Origin of the sequence: Catenuloplanes japonicus, from assembly GCF_000717135.1 — a bacterium.
Classification (GTDB): Bacteria; Actinomycetota; Actinomycetes; order Mycobacteriales; family Micromonosporaceae; genus Catenuloplanes; species Catenuloplanes japonicus.
Genome location: NZ_JNXY01000006.1, coordinates 62,436 through 82,717, shown reverse-complemented (window position 1 = coordinate 82,717; position 20,282 = coordinate 62,436). Strand labels below are relative to the sequence as shown.

At 70.8% G+C, this 20,282-nt stretch carries 22 protein-coding genes and 1 pseudogene; 14 read left to right on the top strand and 9 right to left on the bottom strand.

Features of this window, described 5'->3' with window-relative positions:
• Positions 1–116: 116 nt before the first annotated feature.
• Both OP04_RS11190 and mca read right to left on the bottom strand, forming a co-directional pair.
• Complete coding sequence (locus OP04_RS11190; RefSeq protein WP_033339523.1) at positions 117–398, bottom strand: hypothetical protein; 282 nt, start codon at positions 396–398, stop codon at positions 117–119.
• A 44-nt stretch (positions 399–442) separates the two neighbouring features.
• The gene (gene mca / locus OP04_RS11185; RefSeq protein WP_033339522.1) at positions 443–1,324 is read right to left on the bottom strand and encodes a mycothiol conjugate amidase Mca; all 882 of its coding nucleotides are present in this window, start codon (positions 1,322–1,324) and stop codon (positions 443–445) included.
• 115 nt (positions 1,325–1,439) lie between these two features.
• Here mca and OP04_RS11180 point away from each other — a divergent pair, with 115 nt between their 5' ends.
• Positions 1,440–1,862, top strand: coding sequence for a DUF4307 domain-containing protein (locus tag OP04_RS11180; protein ID WP_232323551.1), 423 nt, complete (start codon positions 1,440–1,442; stop codon positions 1,860–1,862).
• A gap of 109 nt (positions 1,863–1,971) precedes the next feature.
• On the top strand, positions 1,972–2,451 hold the full coding sequence (gene greA / locus OP04_RS11175; RefSeq protein WP_033339520.1) for a transcription elongation factor GreA: 480 nt from the start codon (positions 1,972–1,974) through the stop codon (positions 2,449–2,451).
• On the opposite strand, the gene ilvA is transcribed toward greA, so the two are convergent.
• The 3 genes from ilvA to OP04_RS11160 form a co-directional block, all read right to left on the bottom strand.
• Complete coding sequence (gene ilvA, locus OP04_RS11170) at positions 2,448–3,680, bottom strand: threonine ammonia-lyase (RefSeq protein ID WP_033339519.1); 1,233 nt, start codon at positions 3,678–3,680, stop codon at positions 2,448–2,450. The genes greA and ilvA overlap by 4 nt on opposite strands.
• Positions 3,681–3,782: 102 nt before the next feature.
• Positions 3,783–5,168 (bottom strand): amidase, encoded by a 1,386-nt coding sequence (locus OP04_RS11165; RefSeq protein WP_033339518.1) that lies wholly within the window; start codon positions 5,166–5,168, stop codon positions 3,783–3,785.
• A gap of 60 nt (positions 5,169–5,228) precedes the next feature.
• A complete protein-coding gene (locus OP04_RS11160; protein ID WP_033339517.1) occupies positions 5,229–6,368 on the bottom strand; it encodes a cystathionine gamma-synthase in 1,140 nt (379 codons plus the stop codon).
• Positions 6,369–6,391: 23 nt separating this feature from the next.
• Between OP04_RS11160 and OP04_RS11155 the strand changes: the two genes are divergently transcribed.
• From OP04_RS11155 to OP04_RS48450, 4 genes and pseudogenes are all read left to right on the top strand, one after another.
• On the top strand, positions 6,392–6,826 hold the full coding sequence (locus OP04_RS11155) for an HIT family protein (protein WP_033339516.1): 435 nt from the start codon (positions 6,392–6,394) through the stop codon (positions 6,824–6,826).
• A 54-nt stretch (positions 6,827–6,880) separates the two neighbouring features.
• Positions 6,881–7,573: a peptide-methionine (S)-S-oxide reductase MsrA gene (gene msrA, locus OP04_RS11150; RefSeq protein WP_033339828.1), complete on the top strand. Its 693-nt coding sequence runs from the start codon at positions 6,881–6,883 to the stop codon at positions 7,571–7,573.
• Positions 7,574–7,639: 66 nt separating this feature from the next.
• On the top strand, positions 7,640–7,963 hold the full coding sequence (locus OP04_RS51580; protein ID WP_085066372.1) for a hypothetical protein: 324 nt from the start codon (positions 7,640–7,642) through the stop codon (positions 7,961–7,963).
• 10 nt (positions 7,964–7,973) lie between these two features.
• Positions 7,974–8,629 (top strand): annotated as a pseudogene (locus tag OP04_RS48450) (nucleotidyl transferase AbiEii/AbiGii toxin family protein).
• Positions 8,630–8,632: 3 nt separating this feature from the next.
• Here the strand turns inward: OP04_RS48450 and OP04_RS49470 are convergent.
• On the bottom strand, positions 8,633–9,502 hold the full coding sequence (locus OP04_RS49470) for a hypothetical protein (protein ID WP_157239629.1): 870 nt from the start codon (positions 9,500–9,502) through the stop codon (positions 8,633–8,635).
• Between the two features lie 244 nt (positions 9,503–9,746).
• Between OP04_RS49470 and OP04_RS11135 the strand changes: the two genes are divergently transcribed.
• From OP04_RS11135 to OP04_RS11120, 4 genes are all read left to right on the top strand, one after another.
• Positions 9,747–9,932: a hypothetical protein gene (locus OP04_RS11135; RefSeq protein ID WP_157239626.1), complete on the top strand. Its 186-nt coding sequence runs from the start codon at positions 9,747–9,749 to the stop codon at positions 9,930–9,932.
• A gap of 88 nt (positions 9,933–10,020) precedes the next feature.
• The gene (locus tag OP04_RS11130; RefSeq protein WP_051797536.1) at positions 10,021–10,986 is read left to right on the top strand and encodes a CHAD domain-containing protein; all 966 of its coding nucleotides are present in this window, start codon (positions 10,021–10,023) and stop codon (positions 10,984–10,986) included.
• 300 nt (positions 10,987–11,286) lie between these two features.
• Positions 11,287–12,231: a ribonuclease Z gene (locus tag OP04_RS11125; RefSeq protein ID WP_033339514.1), complete on the top strand. Its 945-nt coding sequence runs from the start codon at positions 11,287–11,289 to the stop codon at positions 12,229–12,231.
• Entirely contained in the window at positions 12,228–12,776 is a 549-nt protein-coding gene (locus OP04_RS11120) for a GNAT family N-acetyltransferase (RefSeq protein WP_033339513.1), read from the top strand. The genes OP04_RS11125 and OP04_RS11120 overlap by 4 nt, the downstream gene beginning before the upstream one ends.
• A gap of 341 nt (positions 12,777–13,117) precedes the next feature.
• Here OP04_RS11120 and OP04_RS11115 read toward each other — a convergent pair whose 3' ends face one another.
• The gene (locus OP04_RS11115; protein ID WP_232323548.1) at positions 13,118–13,324 is read right to left on the bottom strand and encodes a hypothetical protein; all 207 of its coding nucleotides are present in this window, start codon (positions 13,322–13,324) and stop codon (positions 13,118–13,120) included.
• A gap of 475 nt (positions 13,325–13,799) precedes the next feature.
• Between OP04_RS11115 and OP04_RS11110 the strand changes: the two genes are divergently transcribed.
• On the top strand, positions 13,800–14,864 hold the full coding sequence (locus OP04_RS11110) for a S1C family serine protease (protein WP_085066371.1): 1,065 nt from the start codon (positions 13,800–13,802) through the stop codon (positions 14,862–14,864).
• Positions 14,865–15,039: 175 nt separating this feature from the next.
• On the opposite strand, the gene OP04_RS11105 is transcribed toward OP04_RS11110, so the two are convergent.
• Together OP04_RS11105 and OP04_RS11100 are read right to left on the bottom strand one after the other, a co-directional pair.
• Positions 15,040–16,413 (bottom strand): cystathionine beta-synthase, encoded by a 1,374-nt coding sequence (locus tag OP04_RS11105; RefSeq protein ID WP_033339823.1) that lies wholly within the window; start codon positions 16,411–16,413, stop codon positions 15,040–15,042.
• A gap of 31 nt (positions 16,414–16,444) precedes the next feature.
• Positions 16,445–16,798 (bottom strand): YkvA family protein, encoded by a 354-nt coding sequence (locus OP04_RS11100; protein WP_033339512.1) that lies wholly within the window; start codon positions 16,796–16,798, stop codon positions 16,445–16,447.
• A gap of 220 nt (positions 16,799–17,018) precedes the next feature.
• On the opposite strand from OP04_RS11100, the gene OP04_RS11095 reads away from it, so the two are divergent.
• From OP04_RS11095 to OP04_RS11085, 3 genes are read left to right on the top strand one after another with little or no spacing between them, the layout of a single operon-like run.
• Positions 17,019–18,086, top strand: a complete 1,068-nt coding sequence (locus tag OP04_RS11095; protein WP_085066370.1) for an SGNH/GDSL hydrolase family protein — start codon at positions 17,019–17,021, stop codon at positions 18,084–18,086.
• Positions 18,087–18,141: 55 nt separating this feature from the next.
• Complete coding sequence (locus OP04_RS11090; RefSeq protein WP_033339511.1) at positions 18,142–18,948, top strand: SGNH/GDSL hydrolase family protein; 807 nt, start codon at positions 18,142–18,144, stop codon at positions 18,946–18,948.
• Positions 18,949–18,979: 31 nt separating this feature from the next.
• Entirely contained in the window at positions 18,980–20,227 is a 1,248-nt protein-coding gene (locus tag OP04_RS11085) for an acetyl-CoA C-acetyltransferase (RefSeq protein ID WP_033339510.1), read from the top strand.
• The last annotated feature ends 55 nt before the right edge of the window (positions 20,228–20,282 follow it).

Sequence of the window (20,282 nt, the reverse complement as noted above, 5' to 3'; positions counted from 1 at the left end):
CCAGGGGTAATTACACCCCCCGGCGGAAGGCTAGGCCAATCGTGGAGCGCGCAACAGGGGTTGACGGCTCTCCACGCATGCCGATCCGGCCACAATGGCTGGTCAGCGGCGCCCGCTCAATTCTTGGGAGCGCTCCCGCTCTCTTCTTTCGCCCCGGTCCCGCCATCGACACCTGTCGGATCAAGGACTTTCCGCTCGCCATCAGACTCTTCGGACTGTGGCGGGGCGGGCGGATCGAACGATTCAGGCAGCCGGCGCAGTCGCTTGTTCATGCTCCGGATCAGGAACACGGTCGCGATCGCCAGCAGCACGATGACGAGCGCGCCCATCGGCCCGGTCAGACCGCCTGTGCGCGTGTCACCGAAGTTGTTCTGCGCCAGCACGTCCAGGGTCACCATCGCGCTGCCTCCTCGTTCTCCCCGCCCACCGTACGCCCGCCCGATCAGCGCACGGTCACCGAGTCTCGGATCCCGGCGAACAGGTCCGTCTCCGGCACCTCGCTGTCGACCAGCGATCGGGCCAGCTCGAAGTCCTCCGTCGGCCACACCTTGAGCTGGAGCTCCATCGGCACGTGGAACCAGAAGCCGTCCGGGTCGACCTGCGTGGCGTGCGCCCGCAGCGCGTCGTCGCGCACCGGGAAGTACGTGCCGCACTCCACCCGCGTGGTGATCTTGTCGCCGCGGTCCCGGCTCTCGTCCCAGCGGGAGATCCAGTCCTCGTACGGCGACTTCAGGCCCGCGGCCAGCATCGCCTCGTGCAGCGCCAGCACCCGGTCCTTGGAGAAACCGGAGTTGTAGTAGAGCTTCAGCGGCTGCCACACGTCGCCGGCCTGCGGGAACCGGTCCGGATCCCCGGCCGCGTCGAACGCGGCCACGGTCACCTTGTGGGTCATGATGTGGTCCGGGTGCGGGTAGCCGCCGTTCTCGTCGTACGTGGTGATCACGTGCGGACGGAACTCTCGGATCAGCTTGACCAGCGGCTCCGCGGCCACCTCCGGGTCCATCAGGCCGAAACAGCCCTCCGGCAGCGGGGGCAGCGGGTCGCCCTCCGGGAGACCGGAGTCGACGTAGCCGAGCCAGGCCTGGTCGACGCCGAGGATCTCCCGCGCCGTGTCCATCTCCTTACGCCGGATGTTCGCGATGTCGGCCCAGATCTCGGGCCGGTCCAGCTGCGGATTCAGCACGCTGCCGCGCTCGCCGCCCGTGCAGGTGACCACCAGCACGGAGACGCCCTCCGCGATGTACTTCGCGCTCGACGCGGCGCCCTTGCTCGACTCGTCGTCGGGGTGGGCGTGCACCGCCATGAGACGCAACTGCTCAGCCAAGGCTGACTCTCCCTCGTGACCTGCCGGTACGTTGATTCCCGCATTCTGCGAGAATGAACCGACTCATTCTGGCCGACCGGCCTCCGACGTACCCAACCGCAGGAGTGTGGCTCCGGTGACCCCAACGCCCGCCGCCACCCCGGTGTTCCCCCCGGGTCGCTACGGCCGGCGGCGCGAGCAGCGCAGACGTCGTCCGTGGCTGGTCGTGGCCGCGGTCGCGGTGATCCTCGTCGCGGGCGTCATGATCGCCTACTCGGAGTACCTGAAATACGGCGATCCGGCGTACGACGCCCAGGTGATCAGCTACACGGACATCACCGACAGCGGGATCGTCGTGCACTTCCGGGTGAACGTCCCGGAGGGCGGCGACGCGACCTGTGCCGTGCGCGCCCGCAACCGGGCCGGCGCCACCGTCGGGTCCGCGGAGGTTCCGGTGAACGGCATCCCGGGCGGAGATCCGGTCACCGTCGATCACCGGCTGACCACCACCGAACGGCCGTTCATCGGCGAAGTGCTCCGCTGCCGCGCTAACTCCTGACAACCATCGCAATCACTGCGGGTAAAACTCGGTAGTGAAATGGGTTGGCCACCGCTGGTAAGTTGGTAGTTCCACCCTGTTCGCCGCAAGCCAACCAAGGAGATCGTCTGTGTCCACGACCTGGCTTTCCCAGGACGCGTACGACCGGCTGCAGGCCGAGCTCGACCAGCTGATCGCGGCGCGCCCCGTCATCGCAGCGGAGATCAACGAGCGCCGCGAGGAGGGCGACCTGCGGGAGAACGGCGGGTACCACGCCGCCCGCGAGGAGCAGGCCAAGCAGGAGCACCGCATCTCGTACCTCAAGCAGCTGCTCCGCGACGCCGAGGTCGGTGACGCGCCCTCCACCGACAAGATCTCCCCCGGCATGGTCGTCACCATCTACTTCGACGACGACAAGGACGACACCGAGACGTTCCTGCTCGGTTCGCGTGAGATCTCCGCGACGACGGACTACACCGTCTACAGCCCGGAGTCCGCGATCGGCAAGTCGATCCTCGGCGCCTCCGGCGGCCAGACGTGCACCTACACGGCGCCGAGCGGCGCCGACATAAAGGTGACGGTCGTCAAGTTCGAGCCGTTCGCGGGTTAATCAGCCTGCGGATTCGCCGGCGCGAGGCGGACCGAGTAACCCGCCTCGCGCAGCGTCCTGAGCAGAGCCTCACTGTGGCCGGCGCCGCGCGTCTCCACCGACAGCGCCACCTCGACCTCACCGATCCGCAGCAGCGGGGTGTGCCGCAGGTGCTCGACCTCCACGATGTTCGCCTGGTGCTCCGCGATCCTGGCCAGCAGCGACGCCAGCTGGCCCGGCCGGTCGCCGCACCGGACCGCGAACCGCAGATAGCGCCCGGCCGCGGCCAGGCCGTGCTCGATCAGGCGCAGGAGCAGCAGCGGGTCGATGTTCCCGCCGGACAGCACGGCCACCACCGGGCCGTCGACCTGGATCGCGCCGGCCAGCAGCGCGGCCACGCCGACCGCGCCCGCGGGCTCCACCACCAGCTTGCCGCGCTCCAGCAGCGTCACCAGCGCGCGGGAGATGTCCTCGTCGGACACCGTGACCACGTCGTCGACGAGCTCGGCCACGTGCTGGAACGTCACGTCGCCGGGACAGCCGACCGCGATGCCGTCCGCGATCGTGCCGAACCCGGTCAGCCGCACCGGCGCGCCCGCGGCCAGTGACGGCGGGAACGCGGCCGCGCCCGCCGCCTGCACGCCGATCACACGCACGTCCGGGCGCAGCGCCTTCACGGCGACCGCCAGGCCGGAGATCAGTCCGCCGCCGCCCACGCCGGTGACGATCGTGCGCACGTCCGGGCACTGCTCCAGGATCTCCAGCGCCACCGTGCCCTGCCCGGCGATCACGTCCGGGTGGTCGAACGGGTGGATGAACATCGCGCCGGTCTCGTCCGCGAACTCGCGCGCGGCCACCAGCGCATCGTCCACGGTGTCGCCGCGGAACTCCACGGCCGCGCCGTAGCCGCGGGTGGCCACGACCTTCGGCAGCGGCGCACCGACCGGCATGAACACGGTGGACGGGATGCCGAGCAGGCCGGCCGCGAGCGCGACGCCCTGCGCGTGGTTGCCGGCGCTGGCCGCGACCACGCCGCGGGCGCGCTCGGCCGGGGAGAGGCGGGAGATGCGGACGTACGCGCCACGCACCTTGTAGGACCCGGCCCGCTGCAGGTTCTCGCACTTCAGCCACGTGGGTACGCCGAGCAGCGCGGAGAGCGGCCGGGACGGCTCCAGCGGCGTCGTGCGGACCACGCCGGCGATCAGTTCCCGGGCCGCCTCGACGTCCGCCAGCGAAACGAGGTCACCCATGCCCCGATCGTCGCACCCACGGGCGGCGAACACCCGTGAGTGCGACATGCCTAACGTGCCGCGGAGAAGACCGCTCCTGACGCGCCCCGGAGAGGACCGGGCCTACCGCGCCGCGGCGAAGACCGCGGGCGCGTGCCGCTGCCAGGGCGCGGCCATCTCGAACTGACCGGCCACCGCCAGCAGCGTCATCTCCGAGCCGGGCGGGCCGACGAGCTGCACCGCGAGCGGCAGGCCGTCCGGGCGCACGCCGACCGGCACCACCAGCGCGGGCAGCGCGGCCAGGTTCCACGGCGCGGCGAACGGGGCGTACCGCATGCAGGCCAGCATGTTCGCCGACCAGGACCTGCCGGCCCAGCCGTCGGCCGCGGGCGGCGTGGCTGCCAGCGCCGGCGTGAGCAGCAGGTCGACGCCGTGGTCCGCGAAGAACGCGATCGAGCGCTCGCGCCAGGCCTCGCGGTCGGCCTCCCGGACGTACCCCCGGCTGGTTGTGATCTTGCCGAGCTGCGCGTGCCTGCGGTTGCGGCGCTGCAACGGCGCGACCCGCAGGCCCTCGTGCTCGACCTTTTCCCAGGCCGCGCCGAGCCAGGTGGCGATGCCACGGACACCGAGCGAGACGGGGTACGCCGGATCGCGCGCGACCGCGGTGTGCCCCGCCGCCAGCAGCAGGCGGGACGCGGCGGTGACCGCGTCCCGGTTCGGCGCGTCGACGCGGATGCCGGGCGCGGGCGAGCGCGTGGAGACCGCGATCCGCAGCTGGGACGGCTCGACCAGTTTCGCCGAGTCGCGGCCGGCCAGCACCGCGAACCCGATCGCCGCGTCCGCCACCGTGGTGGCCAGCACGCCGTGCTCGGTCATGCCGAAGAAGCCGTCCGCGACCGGCGGCGGTGGCACCACGCCCCGGCCCGGTTTCAGGCCCACCAGGCCACAGCACGCGGCCGGTATGCGGATCGAGCCGAACCCGTCGTTGGCGTGCGCGATCGGCACCAGACCGGCCGCGACCGCCGCCGCCGCGCCGCCGGACGAGCCGCCGGGCGTGCGGTTGAGGTCCCACGGGTTGCGGGTCGGCACCTCGTCGCAGTCGGTCGTCGCCCACATGCCCAGCTCCGGCATGCGGGACGTGGCGACCACGACCGCGCCCGCGCCGCGCAGCCGCCGGACCACCTCGTGGTCCTCCTCCGCGACCGGGCCGCGGGCCGCCTCGGAGCCGTTCCACGTGGGCAGGCCCGCGATCGCGGTGTTCTCCTTCACCGCGACCGGCACGCCGGCCAGCGGGAGACTGGTGAGGTCGTGCTGATCGTCGACCTTCTCCGCCTCGGTGGCCGCCTCGCCGCCGCGCACGATGCGGAACGCACCGATCAGCGGGTCACGGGCGGCGATGTGCTCGAGGTGGTCGGCGACGACCTGGGTGGCGGACGTGTCCCCACGGCGCACGCCCCGGGCGATCTGCTTCGCCGTGGCACCCACCCAGTTGGGCACCGGCTCCGTCATGACCCCTCCACCTGTTCTCAGAGGTCGGGGCCCTCCTTGTGCGGAGGACCCCGACCATGATCAGTTCAGCGCCTGTTCGAGATCCGCAAGAAGATCGTCGACGGTTTCGATGCCGACCGACAGTCGCACGAGATCGGCGGGAACTTCAAGCGGTGATCCGGCCGTGCTCGCGTGCGTCATCCGGCCGGGGTGCTCGATCAGCGACTCCACACCGCCCAGTGACTCGGCGAGGATGAACAGCTTGGTGCGGTTGCAGATGCGCTCCGCCGCCTCCGGGCCGCCGGCCGCGCGGAACGAGATCATGCCGCCGAACCTGCGCATCTGCTTCGCCGCCACGTCGCGGCCCGGGTGCGAGTCCAGCCCCGGGTAGATCACCTGGGACACGGTGGACTGCCGGGTCAGGTACTCCGCGATCTTCTCCGCGTTGTCGCAGTGCCGGTCCATCCGCACGCCCAGCGTCTTGATGCCGCGCATGGTCAGCCACGCGTCGAACGGGCCGTTGATCGCGCCCATCGCGTTCTGGTGGAAGCCGATCTGGTCGGCCAGCTCCTGGTCGTTGACGACCAGCGCGCCGCCGATCACGTCGGAGTGTCCACCCAGGTACTTCGTGGTCGAGTGGACCACCACGTCCGCGCCGAGCGCGAGCGGCTGCTGCAGGTACGGCGAGGCGAACGTGTTGTCCACGACCAGGATCGCCTCCCGCTCGTGCGCGACCGAGGCCAGTATCGCGATGTCCGCGATCGACAGCAGCGGGTTGGTCGGCGTCTCCACCCAGACCATCCGGGTGTGCGGCGACATCGCGGCCCGCACCACGTCCACGTCCGTGATGTCCACGGCGGACCAGCTCACCCCCCAGCGCTCCGCGACCTTGGCGAAGAGCCGGAACGTGCCGCCGTACGCGTCGTCCGGGATGATCACGTGGTCGCCGGGCCGCAGCACCGCGCGGAGCAGCGTGTCCTCCGCCGCGAGCCCGCTGGCGAACGCGAACGCGCGGCGCCCGCCCTCGATCGCGGCCAGGCACTCCTGCAGCGCGTCGCGGGTCGGATTGCTCGACCGGGAGTACTCGTAGCCCAGCCGTGGTGCGCCGACCGCATCCTGTGCAAACGTGCTGGTCTGGAAAATCGGGGGCACTACCGAGCCGGTGCGTGCCTCCGGGTCCTGGCCCGCGTGGATCGCGAGCGTTTCGAAGCCGTGCGTCATCCGGCTAACGCTAGTCTGCCCGGATGGCGGACTGTGTCTTCTGTGCGATCGTGGCGGGCACGACACCCGCGTTCGTGGTGGCGGACACCGCCGACGGCGTCGCCTTCCTGGACACCCGGCCGGTCTTCAAAGGTCATGTGCTGGTCGTGCCGCGCACGCACGTACCCGTGCTGACCGACCTTGATCTTGATCTTGTCGGTCCGTTCTTCGCGCTGGTCCGGCGGCTCGCGGGCGCGGTCGAGACCGGGCTCGGCGCCGGTGGCACGTTCGTCGCGATGAACAACCGGGTCTCGCAGTCCGTGCCGCACCTGCACGCGCACGTGGTGCCGCGCACCAAGGGCGACGGCCTGCGCGGATTCTTCTGGCCCCGCACGCGCTACGCCTCCGATTCCGAGGCCGTCTCGTTTGCTTCCCAGATCAAAAGCTCCTTCGCGGGTACGGATAATCGCCCCGGGTAATGATCTGGTGCGCTCCGGTGTTGGATGCTGGTGGAAGCACGAGAGGAGCTCACCGTGTTCTTGCGGTTCAAGAAGCTGGACCTGATCACCGAGGCACAGGCGATCCCCGGCCGTTCGGTGTCGATGCCGGTGGCCGACCGCCACACCGTCCTGGGCAGCTCACTGACCGGCCCCTGGCCCGAGGGCGCGGAGGTCGCGGTCTTCGGCATGGGCTGTTTCTGGGGCGCCGAGCGCATCTTCTGGCGACTGCCCGGCGTCATCTCGACGTCCGCCGGCTACGCCGGTGGCTTCACCGAGAACCCGACGTACGAGGAGGTGTGCTCCGGGCTGACCGGCCACACCGAGGTCGTACAGGTCGTCTACGACCCGGCGAAGATCGCCTTCGAGACGATCCTGAAGGCCTTCTGGGAGAACCACGACCCGACCCAGGGCATGCGCCAGGGCAACGACGTCGGCACCCAGTACCGCTCCGCCGTCTACACCACCACGGACGCCCAGCTGGCGACCGCCGAGGCCTCCCGCGAGGCGTTCGCCCCGGTCGTCTCCGCCGCCGGCCTCGGCACCATCACCACCGAGATCGGCCCGCTCAGGCACTACTACTTCGCCGAGGACTACCACCAGCAGTACCTCTCGGACGCCAAGAACCCGAACGGCTACTGCAACCACGGCCCCAACGGTTTGTCGTGCCCGATCGGCATCGGCAACATGCCCGCCCAGACCTCCGTCGAGGCCCCGGGCACCCGCTGACCCTCAGGTCACCACGGCCGTCGCCATCCGGCGGCGGCCGTATCCTTGTCGGGAGGAGGTGATCCCATGCGCCGCTACGCCAAGCCGATCGTGACCGCCGACAGCCTGGCCGATCTCCACGGTCCGGCGACCGGATCTGTCACGCTTCCCATTCATCTCGATTGGTCCGGAAGCCCGGAATACGATCTGAACGACTCCGCACGTATGGTCGATTACTACCGCACTGTCCTGATCGAAGCGACCAAGCCGTCCGATCTTGACGACTACCTCGATCGAGCGGTTCTCGTCGAATTGTGGCCCTCCCTATGGCTGCCACCGGAGCTACGCACTGCCTGGGAGCAGCGTTTTCCGGAATTGACCCGGCCAGGCGGCACACGCTCCGCCGCGTAAGGTCCGCCGAATGGATCCGCGACATCGCCGTCTTGCCGAACTCGCGCTCGCCGCCGCCGGTGAGGCACACGGACTCGCGTTGGCGGGCGGATACGCCATACGTGCACACGGCATCGGCGAACGTCCCAGCAGCGACGTCGACCTCTTCATCGATTGGCAGCGGCGCGCCGACTTCCCTGCCGCGGTGAGACTCGTCGTCGAGGCGCTACAGGGCGCGGATTTCATGGTGACCGTAGACGCACACGAGGAGACCTTCGCACGCCTTCTTGTCAGGTCTGCCGATGATCTCGACGACCGATACGACAAGGTCGAAATGGCGGCGGACTGGCGCTCCCATCCACCCGTCACGCTGGACATCGGTCGGTTCTGCATCAGGACGACGCCGTCGCCAACAAGATGGCCGCACTGTACCGACGTGCGGTTGCACGGGATTTCCTCGATGTCTACGCGATCCTGAGCAGCGGCCGCTACACCCGTGAGGAGCTACTCCTCCTGACCGAAACCGCCGATTCCGGCTTCGACCGCGCGATGTTCGCGCAGGCACTGGGCGTCGCCGGCCAGATCAGCGACAAGGCTTTCGCGGCTTATGGCGTTGATGCAGAGATGATCACGACGATGCGGACGATGTTTGCGCAATGGCGACAGGAATTGCTCGGGGACGGGTGAGGGTCAGGCGGCCGGGGAGTCGGGGCTCTGGCCGCCGAGGAAGCGGACTCGGATGCCCAGGCGGTGGCCGAGGTTGATGATGTCCTCGCGGCGGGAGAGGCCTAGGACGTAGACGCCCAGGTCGAGGACGACCTCGGTGTCGGTGACCTCGGTGGGGGTGATGCGGGCGTTGACCTCGCCGGCGATGCGGGCGGCCTCGCGGAGCAGGTCGCGGACCGCGGGGGTGGCGTCGGGGAAGGCGAGCTCGTCCTGGGCGGCCTGTTCGGCCACGGCCGGGTCGGGGGTGGCGCGGGCGGCGGTGCCGGTGGCGGTCTGCTGCTGGATCAGCGTGGCCATCTGCTTGCTGAGCAGCTCGACCTGGGCCTGCAGCGGGTCCGTCTCCTCGACCTGCTGGACCGGGGACTCCGCGCGCTGGGTCAGGCCGAACACGCGCCACAGCGGGTTGCGGTTGTCCGGGTTGCTGTTGCGGGTGGCGAGGATGTGGGCGGCGAGCGCCTCCCGTTCCTTGCGCATGTCCCACAGGTTCAGGCTGCTCTCGTACCGGTACGTGTTGATGATCGACGTGTCGAACGGCAGCGTGAGCGTCAGGTTGTCGCGGATGAGGCAGATCGGCCGGTCCAGCGCGATCCGCATGCCGAGCTCGAGCATGACGTTCGGGTTGAGCGTGGAGAGGTCGCAGAGCACCAGGTCCGCGTTCTCCAGGTTCTTCACGATCTCGGCCTGGATCACCGTGGAGCCGGACGCGGCGGGCGGGACGGCCTGGTAGCCGGCCTCCAGCAGCGCGGGCGCGATCAGGTACTCCAGCACGTGCGCGAAGTGGTCGGCATCACCCCCGTAGTCGGGGACGCGCTCCGCGGGGGTGCTGATGGGCATCGCGACGAAGCACTTCCGGTCGGGCGTCGGCAAACCGGCCTCCAGGGCGGAAACGGTACGAAGACCTTGTCACGGTATCCAGCGGGGACCACTCCGGCATCCCTCGCACGGACCACACGTTCCGCCTCCGGGGCGTACCCCCGAGACATTGATCTTGGTGATGTGAACCCGCCCTGGAGCACGTCGGCCGGGCGTGTACTACGGTAAGCGCGATCAGCTCGGTGACAGCAGGGACGGTGTGGCGATGTCGGACTTTTCCCCCGTCCTGCGCACCTGTCTCTCGTGTCACGGCACGGGCGACCGCAACCGGCTGCCGTGCATGGCCTGCAAGGGTTCCGGGCTCGTGTGGTCAGCGCCGTCCGAGGAGGATCTCGTGGACGGGGACCGCGGCGCCGGGCCCGACGAGCGGTGGCTCGACCCGCCCCGGTAGAGCTCCGTCAGAGCTGTTCGGCCAACCATCGAGTGAATGTTCGCCACTCGTTCACATGAGTAGCGTTCTGCGGGGGTAGCACTGAGAGATGGTCACCGCGACGCGTTTCCGGCGCAAGTTCGAGGTCATCGACACCGCGGCCGTTGCCGAATCGCCGTTACCGGCGACGCAGGTCACCCCGTCGGAGGATGACCGCATGCCGACGAACCTGGTCCTGCAGTACGTGCGCGCCCAGCGGGACACGATCCGGTGGACCGAGGCAGGCGCGCGCCGGGGTGACGCCGAGGCCGTCCACGACATGCGGGTGGCGATCCGGCGGCTGCGCAGCACGCTGCGCACGTTCCGCGGCCTGTGGGAGACCGAGCGCGCCGAGTGGCTGCGCGCCGAGCTGAAGTGGATCGCCGGCCAGCTGGGCCCGGTGCGCGACGGCCAGGTGATGGCGGAGCGGCTGACCAGTGCGATCGAGGCGGAGCCGGCGGAGCTGGTCCGCGGCCCGATCGCGGAGAGCCTGCACGAGGGCCTGGGCGACCGCATCGCGGAAGGGCGGGCCGGTCTGCGCAGCGCGCTGGACGGCGAGCGCTACCGCGTGCTGCTGGAGCGGCTCAACCGGCTGGTGCTGGCCACGGACGGCACCTCCTCGTCCTGGCTGCGCAAGCGCACCCGCAAGGCGGTCCGGCGGGCCGACCGGAAGCTGTCCGCCGCGGTGTCCGCGCCCGGCCCGGAGGCGAGCACGCACCTGCACGAGGCGCGAAAGGCCTGCAAGCGCGCACGGTACGCGGTGGAGGTCACCCGGCCCGCCACCGGCCGTCCGGCCCGCCGGCTGGCCAAGCGGCTGACCGCTCTGCAGGACGTGCTCGGCGCCCACCAGGACTCGGTGATCACCGGCGCGGTGCTGCTCGACGCGGCCGGCACGGCGGCCCGCCGGGGCGAGGAGACGTTCACCTACGGCCTGCTGCACGCCCGCCAGGCCGACGCCGGCAAGCGCGCGCTCCGCGACCTGCCGAAGGCGCGCCGCCGGGCCGGCACGTCCCGCGTGCGCTCCTGGCTCGGCTGAGTATTCCCTGGTCAGGAGTGTCCTTCAGCTCTCCCGGAAAACCGTTGCCGATCTCCGCGCGAGTGGCTACCGTGGCGGTACACGTGAGAGGAGGTGGTCCTAGCTTTGTGTAGCAATCGGACTCGTGAGGTGGCTGTCCGCTAGCCGCTGTCCTTGACAGTTGAACTGACGTCGAGACCGTGTGGCAGCGGTGCGGCGAATACCAGGCAGCCATCCGACCCCCGGGGTTCCGGCCCAGTCCAGCCGGTCTGCGTCCGCGCAGAAGCCCCGGGGGTTGCTACTTTCTCAGGGGTTGTCGACGTGAGCGCGCGCGAACTCGTGGTTCTCGGCACGGGAAGCCAGGTGCCGACCCGGCGCCGGAACCACAACGGATATCTGCTGCGGTGGGACGGCGCCCACGGACTCCTCTTCGACCCGGGCGAGGGCACCCAGCGGCAGATGCAGAACGCCGGCGTCGCGGCCGGCGACATCACGCGTGTCTGCGTCACCCACTTCCACGGCGACCACTGCCTCGGCCTGCCCGGCGTCATCCAGCGCCTGTCGCTCGACCGGGTCCCGCACGAGGTGCCGGTCCACTTCCCGGCCGGCGGCGAGGAGTACTTCGCGCGGCTGCGTCAGGCCAGCTCGTTCTACGAGGCCGCGACCGTGACCGCGGCGCCGGTGACGGACGGCTGGACGACCGACCTGGGCGCGTTCACGCTGACCGCGCGGCGGCTCACCCACTCCGTCGAGGCCTGCGGCTATCAGCTGATCGAGCCGGACTCGCGGCGCATGGTCCCGGAGCTGCTCGCCGCGCACGGCGTCGCGGGACCGGGCGTCGGCCTGCTGCAGCGCACCGGCCGGCTCACCCGCGACGACGGCGGCACCGTCACGCTCGACCAGGTCAGCGCGCCACGGCCGGGCCAGCGGGTCGCGTTCGTGATGGACACCGGGCTGTGCGACAACGTGTTCGCGCTGGCCGAGCGCGCGGACCTGCTGATCATCGAGGCCACGTTCCTGAACTCGGACGGCGCGCTCGCCGCCGAGGCCGGGCACCTCACGGCCGCGCAGGCCGCACGCGTGGCCACGGAGTCGGGGGTACGCCGTCTGGTGCTCACCCACTTCTCCCAGCGGTACGGCCCGGAGGAGTTCGGCCCGGACGGCCGCTACCTGGCCGAGGCGCGGGCGGAGTTCGACGGCGACATCGTGCTGGCGGAGGATCTGACGCGGGTGGACGTACCGCCGCGTGTGAGGACCGACGCATGACCACGGTGATCCGCGACGCGACCGAGCCGGACATCGAGGCGGTCGGCGCACTGCATCTTGCCTCCCGCGTGACGGCCTACGCGGAGATCGTCTCCGCCGAGGAACTGGGCGGGACCACGCCGGCCGCGATGGCCGAGTGGTGGCGGGAGCGCTGGCGCTGGGAGCGGGACGAGCACCGTTTCCGCGTCGCGGCGGTGGACGGCACGATCGCCGGGTTCACGTACGCGGGGCCGGACGAGGAGCCGGACGCCGCGGTCCTGCACGCGATCCACGTGGCGCCGGGCCGGATCGGGTCCGGGCTGGGCCGGCTGCTGCTGTCCGACGCGGAGACGTGGTTCGGCACCCGTGCGGAGTGGCACCGGGCCACGCTGTGGGTGCTGGAGGCGAACGCGCGGGCCCGCGGCTTCTACGAGCACCACGGCTGGCACCCGGACGGCGCCACCCGGGTCGGGCCGATCGGGACCGCACAGGTGCCGCAGGTCCGGTACGCACGCTCCGTCGATCATGGAGCTATCCCCCAGAAACGGCCGGTTAACGGGAGATAACTCCATCATCGACGGAGCGATCGAGCGTTGCTTCTGCTTTTGCGGCAGGTTTTGCGGCAGGGCGAGGGCACGTGACCGTTCGTTGCGGGGGAACCGGTTTCCCACGCACCCTCGCCCGCCGTTCCCCATCACGCCCGGGACGAACGCCTGGCCGGAGGCGTTCGGCGACCGGCGGAGGCCTGCCGATCGCCGGGACTCGATGGGTGTGGTGCGGGACGCCTCGAAGCTGGCGGGGCGACGAGACGTCAACCGCGGGATGATGCCACTGGTCTTTGCTCGCCGGGGGACGGTCAAGCTCTGTCGTGGCATCCTGTTACAAGTCGCTGTGATCTTGATGTGCTTCAGTGGAACGCGTGGCGCCCCTCACGGGAGACCGCGGCCGCACGCTCGGCCAGCCGGCGCGGCGGGCACGGCCAGGGCCATCCACACCACACGCAACCGCCGCCGTCCTGGTCCGGGCCGGCGTGCCGTCCGAGCATGACCTGAGCGTCCCGCCAGAGGAGGCGGTCCACGATGTCGGCCGGCTCGGCAAGGTCAACGCTGACCATTCCTCCCCCTAGTCTTGCTCTCCTGTGCCGGAGTTAAACCGTTCGGAAGTGCGGAACCTCCGTACGACGAAGTCAACCGTCACCGGCCGTCGGAGCGCCGCACACTGTGTGCGATTGCGCGATGCGGACGCTTGTTCTTCGCATTGTGGATGGATCGGCACTGAGCTGGGAATTTGCTAGATCGATAAGATGCGTTACTCGCGTTCATCTATTCACTCACGAATTCGCGTCCGCGTGTCAGATTTCACTTGCACATTTCACTGTTTCTCAACGATCCCGACGACCGAAAGAATGATCAAAGCGTCTTGTGCGCGGCCCACTTTGCTCGCCCCCGCGTGTTCGCCTCCGGCACAGAACCACCTGTCCGCCTCCGGCACAGAGCCAGCTGTTCGCCTCCGGCACAGAGCCCCCTGTCCGCCTCCGGCACAGAGCCCCCTGTTCGCCTCCGGCGAAGAAGGGCATTCGGGGGTACGCCGTGAGCGTTGCCGCTGACATGGACGCCGACAAGCGAGACGCGGAGGACGAAGCCCTCGACGCGTACAGCCGGGTGGTCACGCGCGTGGCCGCCGACATCCTGCCCAGCGTGGCCGCGCTCGCGGTCCGCACCGCCCGTGGCACCGGGGCCGGCTCAGCGGTCGCGTTCGCCGCGGACGGGTTCCTGCTCACCAGCGCGCACGTGGTGGCCGGCGCCAGGAACGGCACGGCCACGTTCGCGGACGGGTCACAGTCCCGGTTCGACGTGGTCGGCGCGGATCCGCTGTCCGACCTCGCGGTGCTCCGGGCCGGTGGCCACGTCCCACCGGCCACGCTCGGCGACGCGGACCTGCTGCGCATCGGCCAGCTCGTGGTCGCGGTCGGCAACCCGATGGGTCTGGCCGGCTCCGTCACCGCGGGCGTGGTCTCCGGGCTCGGCCGCTCCATCCCGGCCCGCGACGGCCGCCGGGTACGCCCGATCGACGACGTGATCCAGACCGACGCCGCGCTCAACCCGGGCAACTCCGGTGGCGCGCTCGCCACCTCGAACGGCACCGTGATCGGTATCAACACCGCGGTGGCCGGCGTCGGGCTCGGGCTCGCGGTCCCGGTCAACGCCACGACCCGGCAGATCATCGGCGAGCTGGTCTCCACCGGCCGGGTACGCCGCGCCTGGCTCGGCGTCGCCAGCGTCCCCGTGCCGCTCCCACCGCCGCTCGCCGCCCGCCTGGGCCAGCGTCACGGCCTGCGCGTCGTCGAGGTGGTCCCCGGCTCCCCCGCGGGCGTCGCCGGCATCTTCCTCGACGACGTGATCGTCTCCGCCGGCGGCCGCCCGACGGAGAACGTCCAGACGCTGCTCAAACTGATGCTCGGCCCGGCCATCGGCACCCGCCTGCCCCTGACCCTCCACCGCCGCCAGGCCATGGTCGACGTCGTCACCATCCCCGCCGAACTTGGCGGAACCGGCTCCTCGCGTCGTGCGGAGCGCCAGCGGAGCCCGGCGCGAGGTTTGCCCGCGGGAGCAACGCTGCCGGACCACGCCGGAAGCGGGAAAGCAAGACCTTGATCTGAGGTTGTCGTCTCCCGGCCGGCGCGCATACCGGCGGCGAGACACGGGGCAGGCCATCGCGCCGGCGGGCCCGGGGTCTGGGGTCGTCCCCAGGCAAGCTCAAGCGCCCGCGGGAGCAACGCTGCCGGACCACGCCGAAAGCGGGAATATCCGCTTTTAAAGGGTTTTGGTCTCAGATCGTGGGTGACAGGTGGGCGAGCAGGTCCTGGCGGGTGAGGACCCCGGCGGGCTTGCCGTCGATCAGGACCATGGCGGCGTCGGAGCGTTCGAGCAGCTTGACGGCCTCGCTGACGGGCTGGCCGCCGCCGATCATGGGGAGCGGCTCGGCCATGTGCTTCTCGATGGTGTCGTGGAGGTGGGCGTGGCCGGAGAAGAGCGCGTCGAGCAGTTCGCGCTCCGCGACCGCGCCCGCGACCTCGCCGGTCACCACGGGCGGCTCGGCCTTGAGGACGGGGAGCTGGCTGACACCGTATTCCCGCATGTAGTCGATCGCGTCGCGCACGGTCTCGGTCGGGTGCAGGTGGACCATGGGCGGGATCTGGCCGTCCTTGCTCTCCAGCGCCTCGGCGACCGTGGCCTCGGCACCGGACGTCTCCAGGAAGCCGTAGCGGGCCATCCACTCGTCGTTGAAGATCTTGGAGAGGTAGCCGCGGCCGTTGTCGGGAAGAAGCACCACGATCACGTCGTCCGGGTCGGCGCGGCGGGCGACCTCGAGCGCGGCGACCACGGCCATGCCGCAGGAGCCGCCGACCAGCAGGCCCTCCTCGCGGGCCAGGCGACGGGTCATCGCGAACGACGCCTTGTCCGTGACCTCGACGATCTCGTCCGCCACGGTGCGGTCGTAGCAGTCCGGCCAGAAGTCCTCGCCGACGCCCTCCACCAGGTACGGACGACCGGTGCCACCGGAGTAGACCGAGCCCTCCGGGTCCGCGCCGATGACCTTGACCCGGCCGGCGGACGCGTCCTTCAGGTAGCGGCCGGTGCCGGAGATGGTGCCGCCGGTGCCGACGCCGGCCACGAAGTGCGTGATCCGGCCGTCGGTCTGCTCCCACAGCTCGGGGCCGGTGGTCTCGTAGTGCGAGCGCGGGTTCGCCGGGTTGGAGTACTGGTCCGGCTTCCAGGCGCCGGGGATCTCGGTGGCCAGCCGGTTCGACACGTTGTAGTACGACCTCGGGTCCTCGGGCGCGACCGCGGTCGGGCAGACGACGACCTCCGCACCGTACGCCCGGAGGACGTTGCGCTTGTCCTCGCTCACCTTGTCCGGGCAGACGAAGACGCACCGGTAGCCGCGCTGCTGCGCCACCAGCGCCAGGCCGACGCCGGTGTTGCCGCTGGTCGGCTCGACGATGGTGCCGCCGGGCTTGAGCAGCCCGGCCGCTTCCGCGTCGTCGACCATCCGGAGGGCGATGCGGTCCTTGACCGAGCCGCCGGGGTTGATGTACTCCACCTTGGCGAGCACGGTGGCCTCGATGCCCTCGGTGACCCGGTTGAGGCGGACGAGGGGCGTGTTGCCGATCAGGTCGACGACGGTGTCGTAGTAGCGCACGCCCACAGCCTACGTCCCGCAGTTCGGGAAGTTAGTGCGCCTTCCCGATCAGGATGCGATCACGGTCCTGCTCCCACTCGATGAACCGTTCCGTCTCGGACAGCACGGACCCGGCCAGCCAGGTGATCACGACCGCGTCGTCCGCCAGCCCGACCAGGAACAGGAACGCCTCCGGCACCAGGTCGATCGGTGAGATCAGATAGGCCAGCGCACCGGCCATGAGCAGCAGGGACTTGCCACCGTCGTACTTGCCCGTGACGATCGCCTTGATCATTCGCGGGACCGCCGCGATGCGCTGCCCGATGGACGGGCCGCCGCGCCGGCTCGTGCTGAACGCGTGCCACAACGCCTTGAATGCCGCCACCCGCCGCAGATTGTTCGCCATCTCTCCCCAGCTCCTCAGCTACGCCCTCAATGGTGACCGTCCCCGGCAACTCCTCTGTACCCACCCCGGTGATCCACACCACCTCTCCCGCTGAACTGTGCGCGAATGAACCGGAAAGCTCCCCGGGTACACCGGGAACCTGTCGCGGGGGCGCGTTAATCTCGAACTCCGTCGCCCACACCACCGGGCGCGGACAGCAACAAGCCGTCGAGGGGCGCTGATGAACGGGCGGACCGCACGACGCATCGCCAGAGCCGCGGTGCTTTCCGCCGGCGTGGTGACCGGCGCGACAATCGCATCGGTGGGCCTGCTGGCTACCCAGGCCGAGCACGCACGCCGGACCATTCCACTGGCCGAGGGCCCGCCGCCGCGCGCGGACGGTGTCTTCGGCGCCAAGTTCAGCGGGAAACCGCTGGTCATGGCCGTGCTCGGTGACTCCACCGCGGCCGGTTACGGCGTGCTGCGTACCCGGGAGACGCCGGGCGCGCTGCTGGCCACCGGGCTCTCCCGGCGTCTGCGCCGGCCGGTCCGGCTGCACCGGTTCGCCGTGGTCGGCGCGATCACCGACGGGCTGAAGCACCAGCTGGAGGACGCGCTGGAGGTGCGGCCCGACCTGGCCGTGATCCTCATCGGGGCGAACGACGTCACCAAGCGGACGCCGGTCGCGGTCGCGTCCCGCCAGCTGGCCGACACCGTGCGCGCGCTGCGTGGCGTCGGTGCGGAGGTCGTGGTCGGCACGTGTCCCGATCTGAGCACGATCCGGCCGATCAAGCCGCCGCTGCGCTGGCTGGCCCGCAAGTGGAGTCGTGACCTGGCGACCGCGCAGACGATCGCGGTGGTCGAGGCCGGTGGGCGCACCGTGTCGCTCGGCGACCTGCTCGGCCCGCGGTTCTTCGCGGAGCCGACCCGGATGTTCGCCTGGGACCACTTCCACCCGTCCGCGGACGGGTACGCGCTGGCCGCCGCCGCCATGCTGCCGACCGCGGTGGCCGCGCTCGGCGCACCGGGCGCGCCGTCGTCCGCGCTGAGCCTGGACCAGGGCGTCCGGGCGCTCTCCGACGCCGCGCAGATGGCGGTCAAGCACGCGGGCACCGAGATCTCCGCCGAGCAGGTCGCCGGCCACGACCGGGGGCCACTGGGCCGCTGGGTGCGGCTGCGCCGGCTGGCCGTGGTGCCGCGTCAGCAGACCCCCGATCGGGAGACGACGGCCGTACCCTTGGGTGGGGTTTTGTCGGAAACGGGAAACACCAGCCGATTGACGGAGGACAGTCGCGGCCACGAGGGCTAGATCCGCGACATCGACGGCATGATGTGATGTCAGCTACGCATGGAGGAGGACGGTGATGAGCATGGGTCGGGAGGCTCGCCAGATCGGCCGCGCGGCGGCCATGACGGCGCTCGCCGGCACGGTGAGCGGCGCCGCGCTGCTCGCCGGCGAGATCATCGCCGCGCGCAGCCGTCGCTACGCCAAGCCCTCCATGGGCCTCGGCCTGCGCACCTCGATGGGCCCGGCCGGCGCCACGCCGCTGCGCCTGGTGCTGCTCGGCGACTCCGGCGCGCTCGGCGTGGGCGTCGAGTTCCTGTCCGACACGGTCGGCGGTCACCTGGCCCGGCTGCTCTCCGAGGGCGCGGCCGGTCACGGCGAGCGTCACGTGCACCTGTCCAGCGTCGGCGTCTCCGGCTCCCGCTCGACGGACCTGGCCACCCAGGTGGCCCGCGCGCTGCTCGGCGACCGGCCGGACGTGGCCGTCATCCTGATCGGGGCGAACGACGCCACCTCGCTGCGCCGTCCCGCCGAGGCCGCGACGCACCTGAGCGCGGCCGTGCGCCGGCTGCGGGACGCCGGCGTCGAGGTCGTGGTCGGCACCTGCCCGGACCTGGGCGCGGCGCGGGCGCTGGCCCAGCCGCTGCGGCAGATCGTCGGGGTGCTCGGCCGCCAGATCGCGCATGCACAGGCCAAAGCAGTGCGCGAAGCCGGCGGTACGGTCGTGGACCTGGCCGTCGAGACCGGCGCGGTGTTCCGGGCCGACGCGGGCACGCTCTGCTACGACGGCTACCACCCGTCCGCGGACGGGTACCGCGTCTGGGCGCACGCGCTGCTGCCGTCCGTGGCGCACGCGGCATCGATGACAAATCCCCGTACCCAGTGACATGATGTTACCGGTGGGTTAACGTTCGTTCATGCCGGAAGCTGTCATCGTTGCCACTGCCCGCTCCCCGATCGGACGCGCTGCCAAGGGCTCCCTGCGCGACCTGCGTCCCGACGATCTGGCCGCCACCATCGTGCAGGCGGCGCTCGACAAGGTCCCCCAGCTCGACCCGGCCACGGTCGAGGATCTCTACCTCGGGTGCGGCCTGCCCGGCGGCGAGCAGGGCTTCAACATGGCCCGCGTCGTCGCCACGCTGCTCGGCCTGGACGGCCTGCCCGGGGCCACGCTGACGCGGTACTGCGCGTCCTCGCTCCAGACCACCCGGATGGCGATGCACGCGATCCGGGCCGGCGAGGGCGACGTCTTCATCTCGGCCGGCGTCGAGACCGTCTCCCGGTACGCCCGGGGCAGCGCCGACGGCCTCCCCTCGGCCGCGCAGGCGCTGGTCGGCGGCGGCTGGGAGAACCCGCGCTTCGACACCGCGGTCGCCCGCAACCAGGCCCGTGCCCAGGGCGGCGCGCCGGTCTGGCACGACCCGCGCGCCGACGGCGAGCTTCCGGACATCTACCTCGCGATGGGCCAGACCGCGGAGAACCTTGCCGGTCTGCACAATGTCTCCCGCGAGGAGATGGACGAGTTCGGCGTCCGCAGCCAGAACCTCGCCGAGAAGGCCATCGCGAACGGCTTCTGGTCCCGCGAGATCACGCCGGTCACCACGCCGGACGGCACCGTCGTCTCCACCGACGACGGCCCCCGGCCCGGCGTCACGCTGGAGGGCGTCTCCGGCCTCAAGCCGGTGTTCCGCCCCGACGGCCGGATCACCGCCGGCAACTGCTGCCCGCTCAACGACGGCGCCGCCGCAGTGATCATCATGAGCGACACCCGCGCCCGCGAGCTGGGCATCACGCCGCTCGCCCGCATCGTCTCCACCGGCGTCACCGCGCTCTCCCCCGAGATCATGGGTCTCGGTCCGGTCGAGGCGTCCCGTCAGGCGCTGGCCCGCGCCGGCATGACCATCGACGACGTCGACCTCGTGGAGATCAACGAGGCGTTCGCCGCCCAGGTCATCCCGTCCTACCAGCAGCTCGGCATCCCGCTCGACAAGCTCAACGTCAACGGCGGCGCCATCGCGGTCGGCCACCCCTTCGGCATGACCGGCGCCCGCATCACCGGCACGCTGATCAACTCCCTCTCCTGGCACGACAAGTCGATCGGCCTGGAGACCATGTGCGTCGGCGGCGGCCAGGGCATGGCCATGGTCATCGAACGGCTGAACTGACCCGCACTCACGCCGCGGCCTGTGGTCGCTCGGAGCCGGTCCCGCCGGGCTCTCG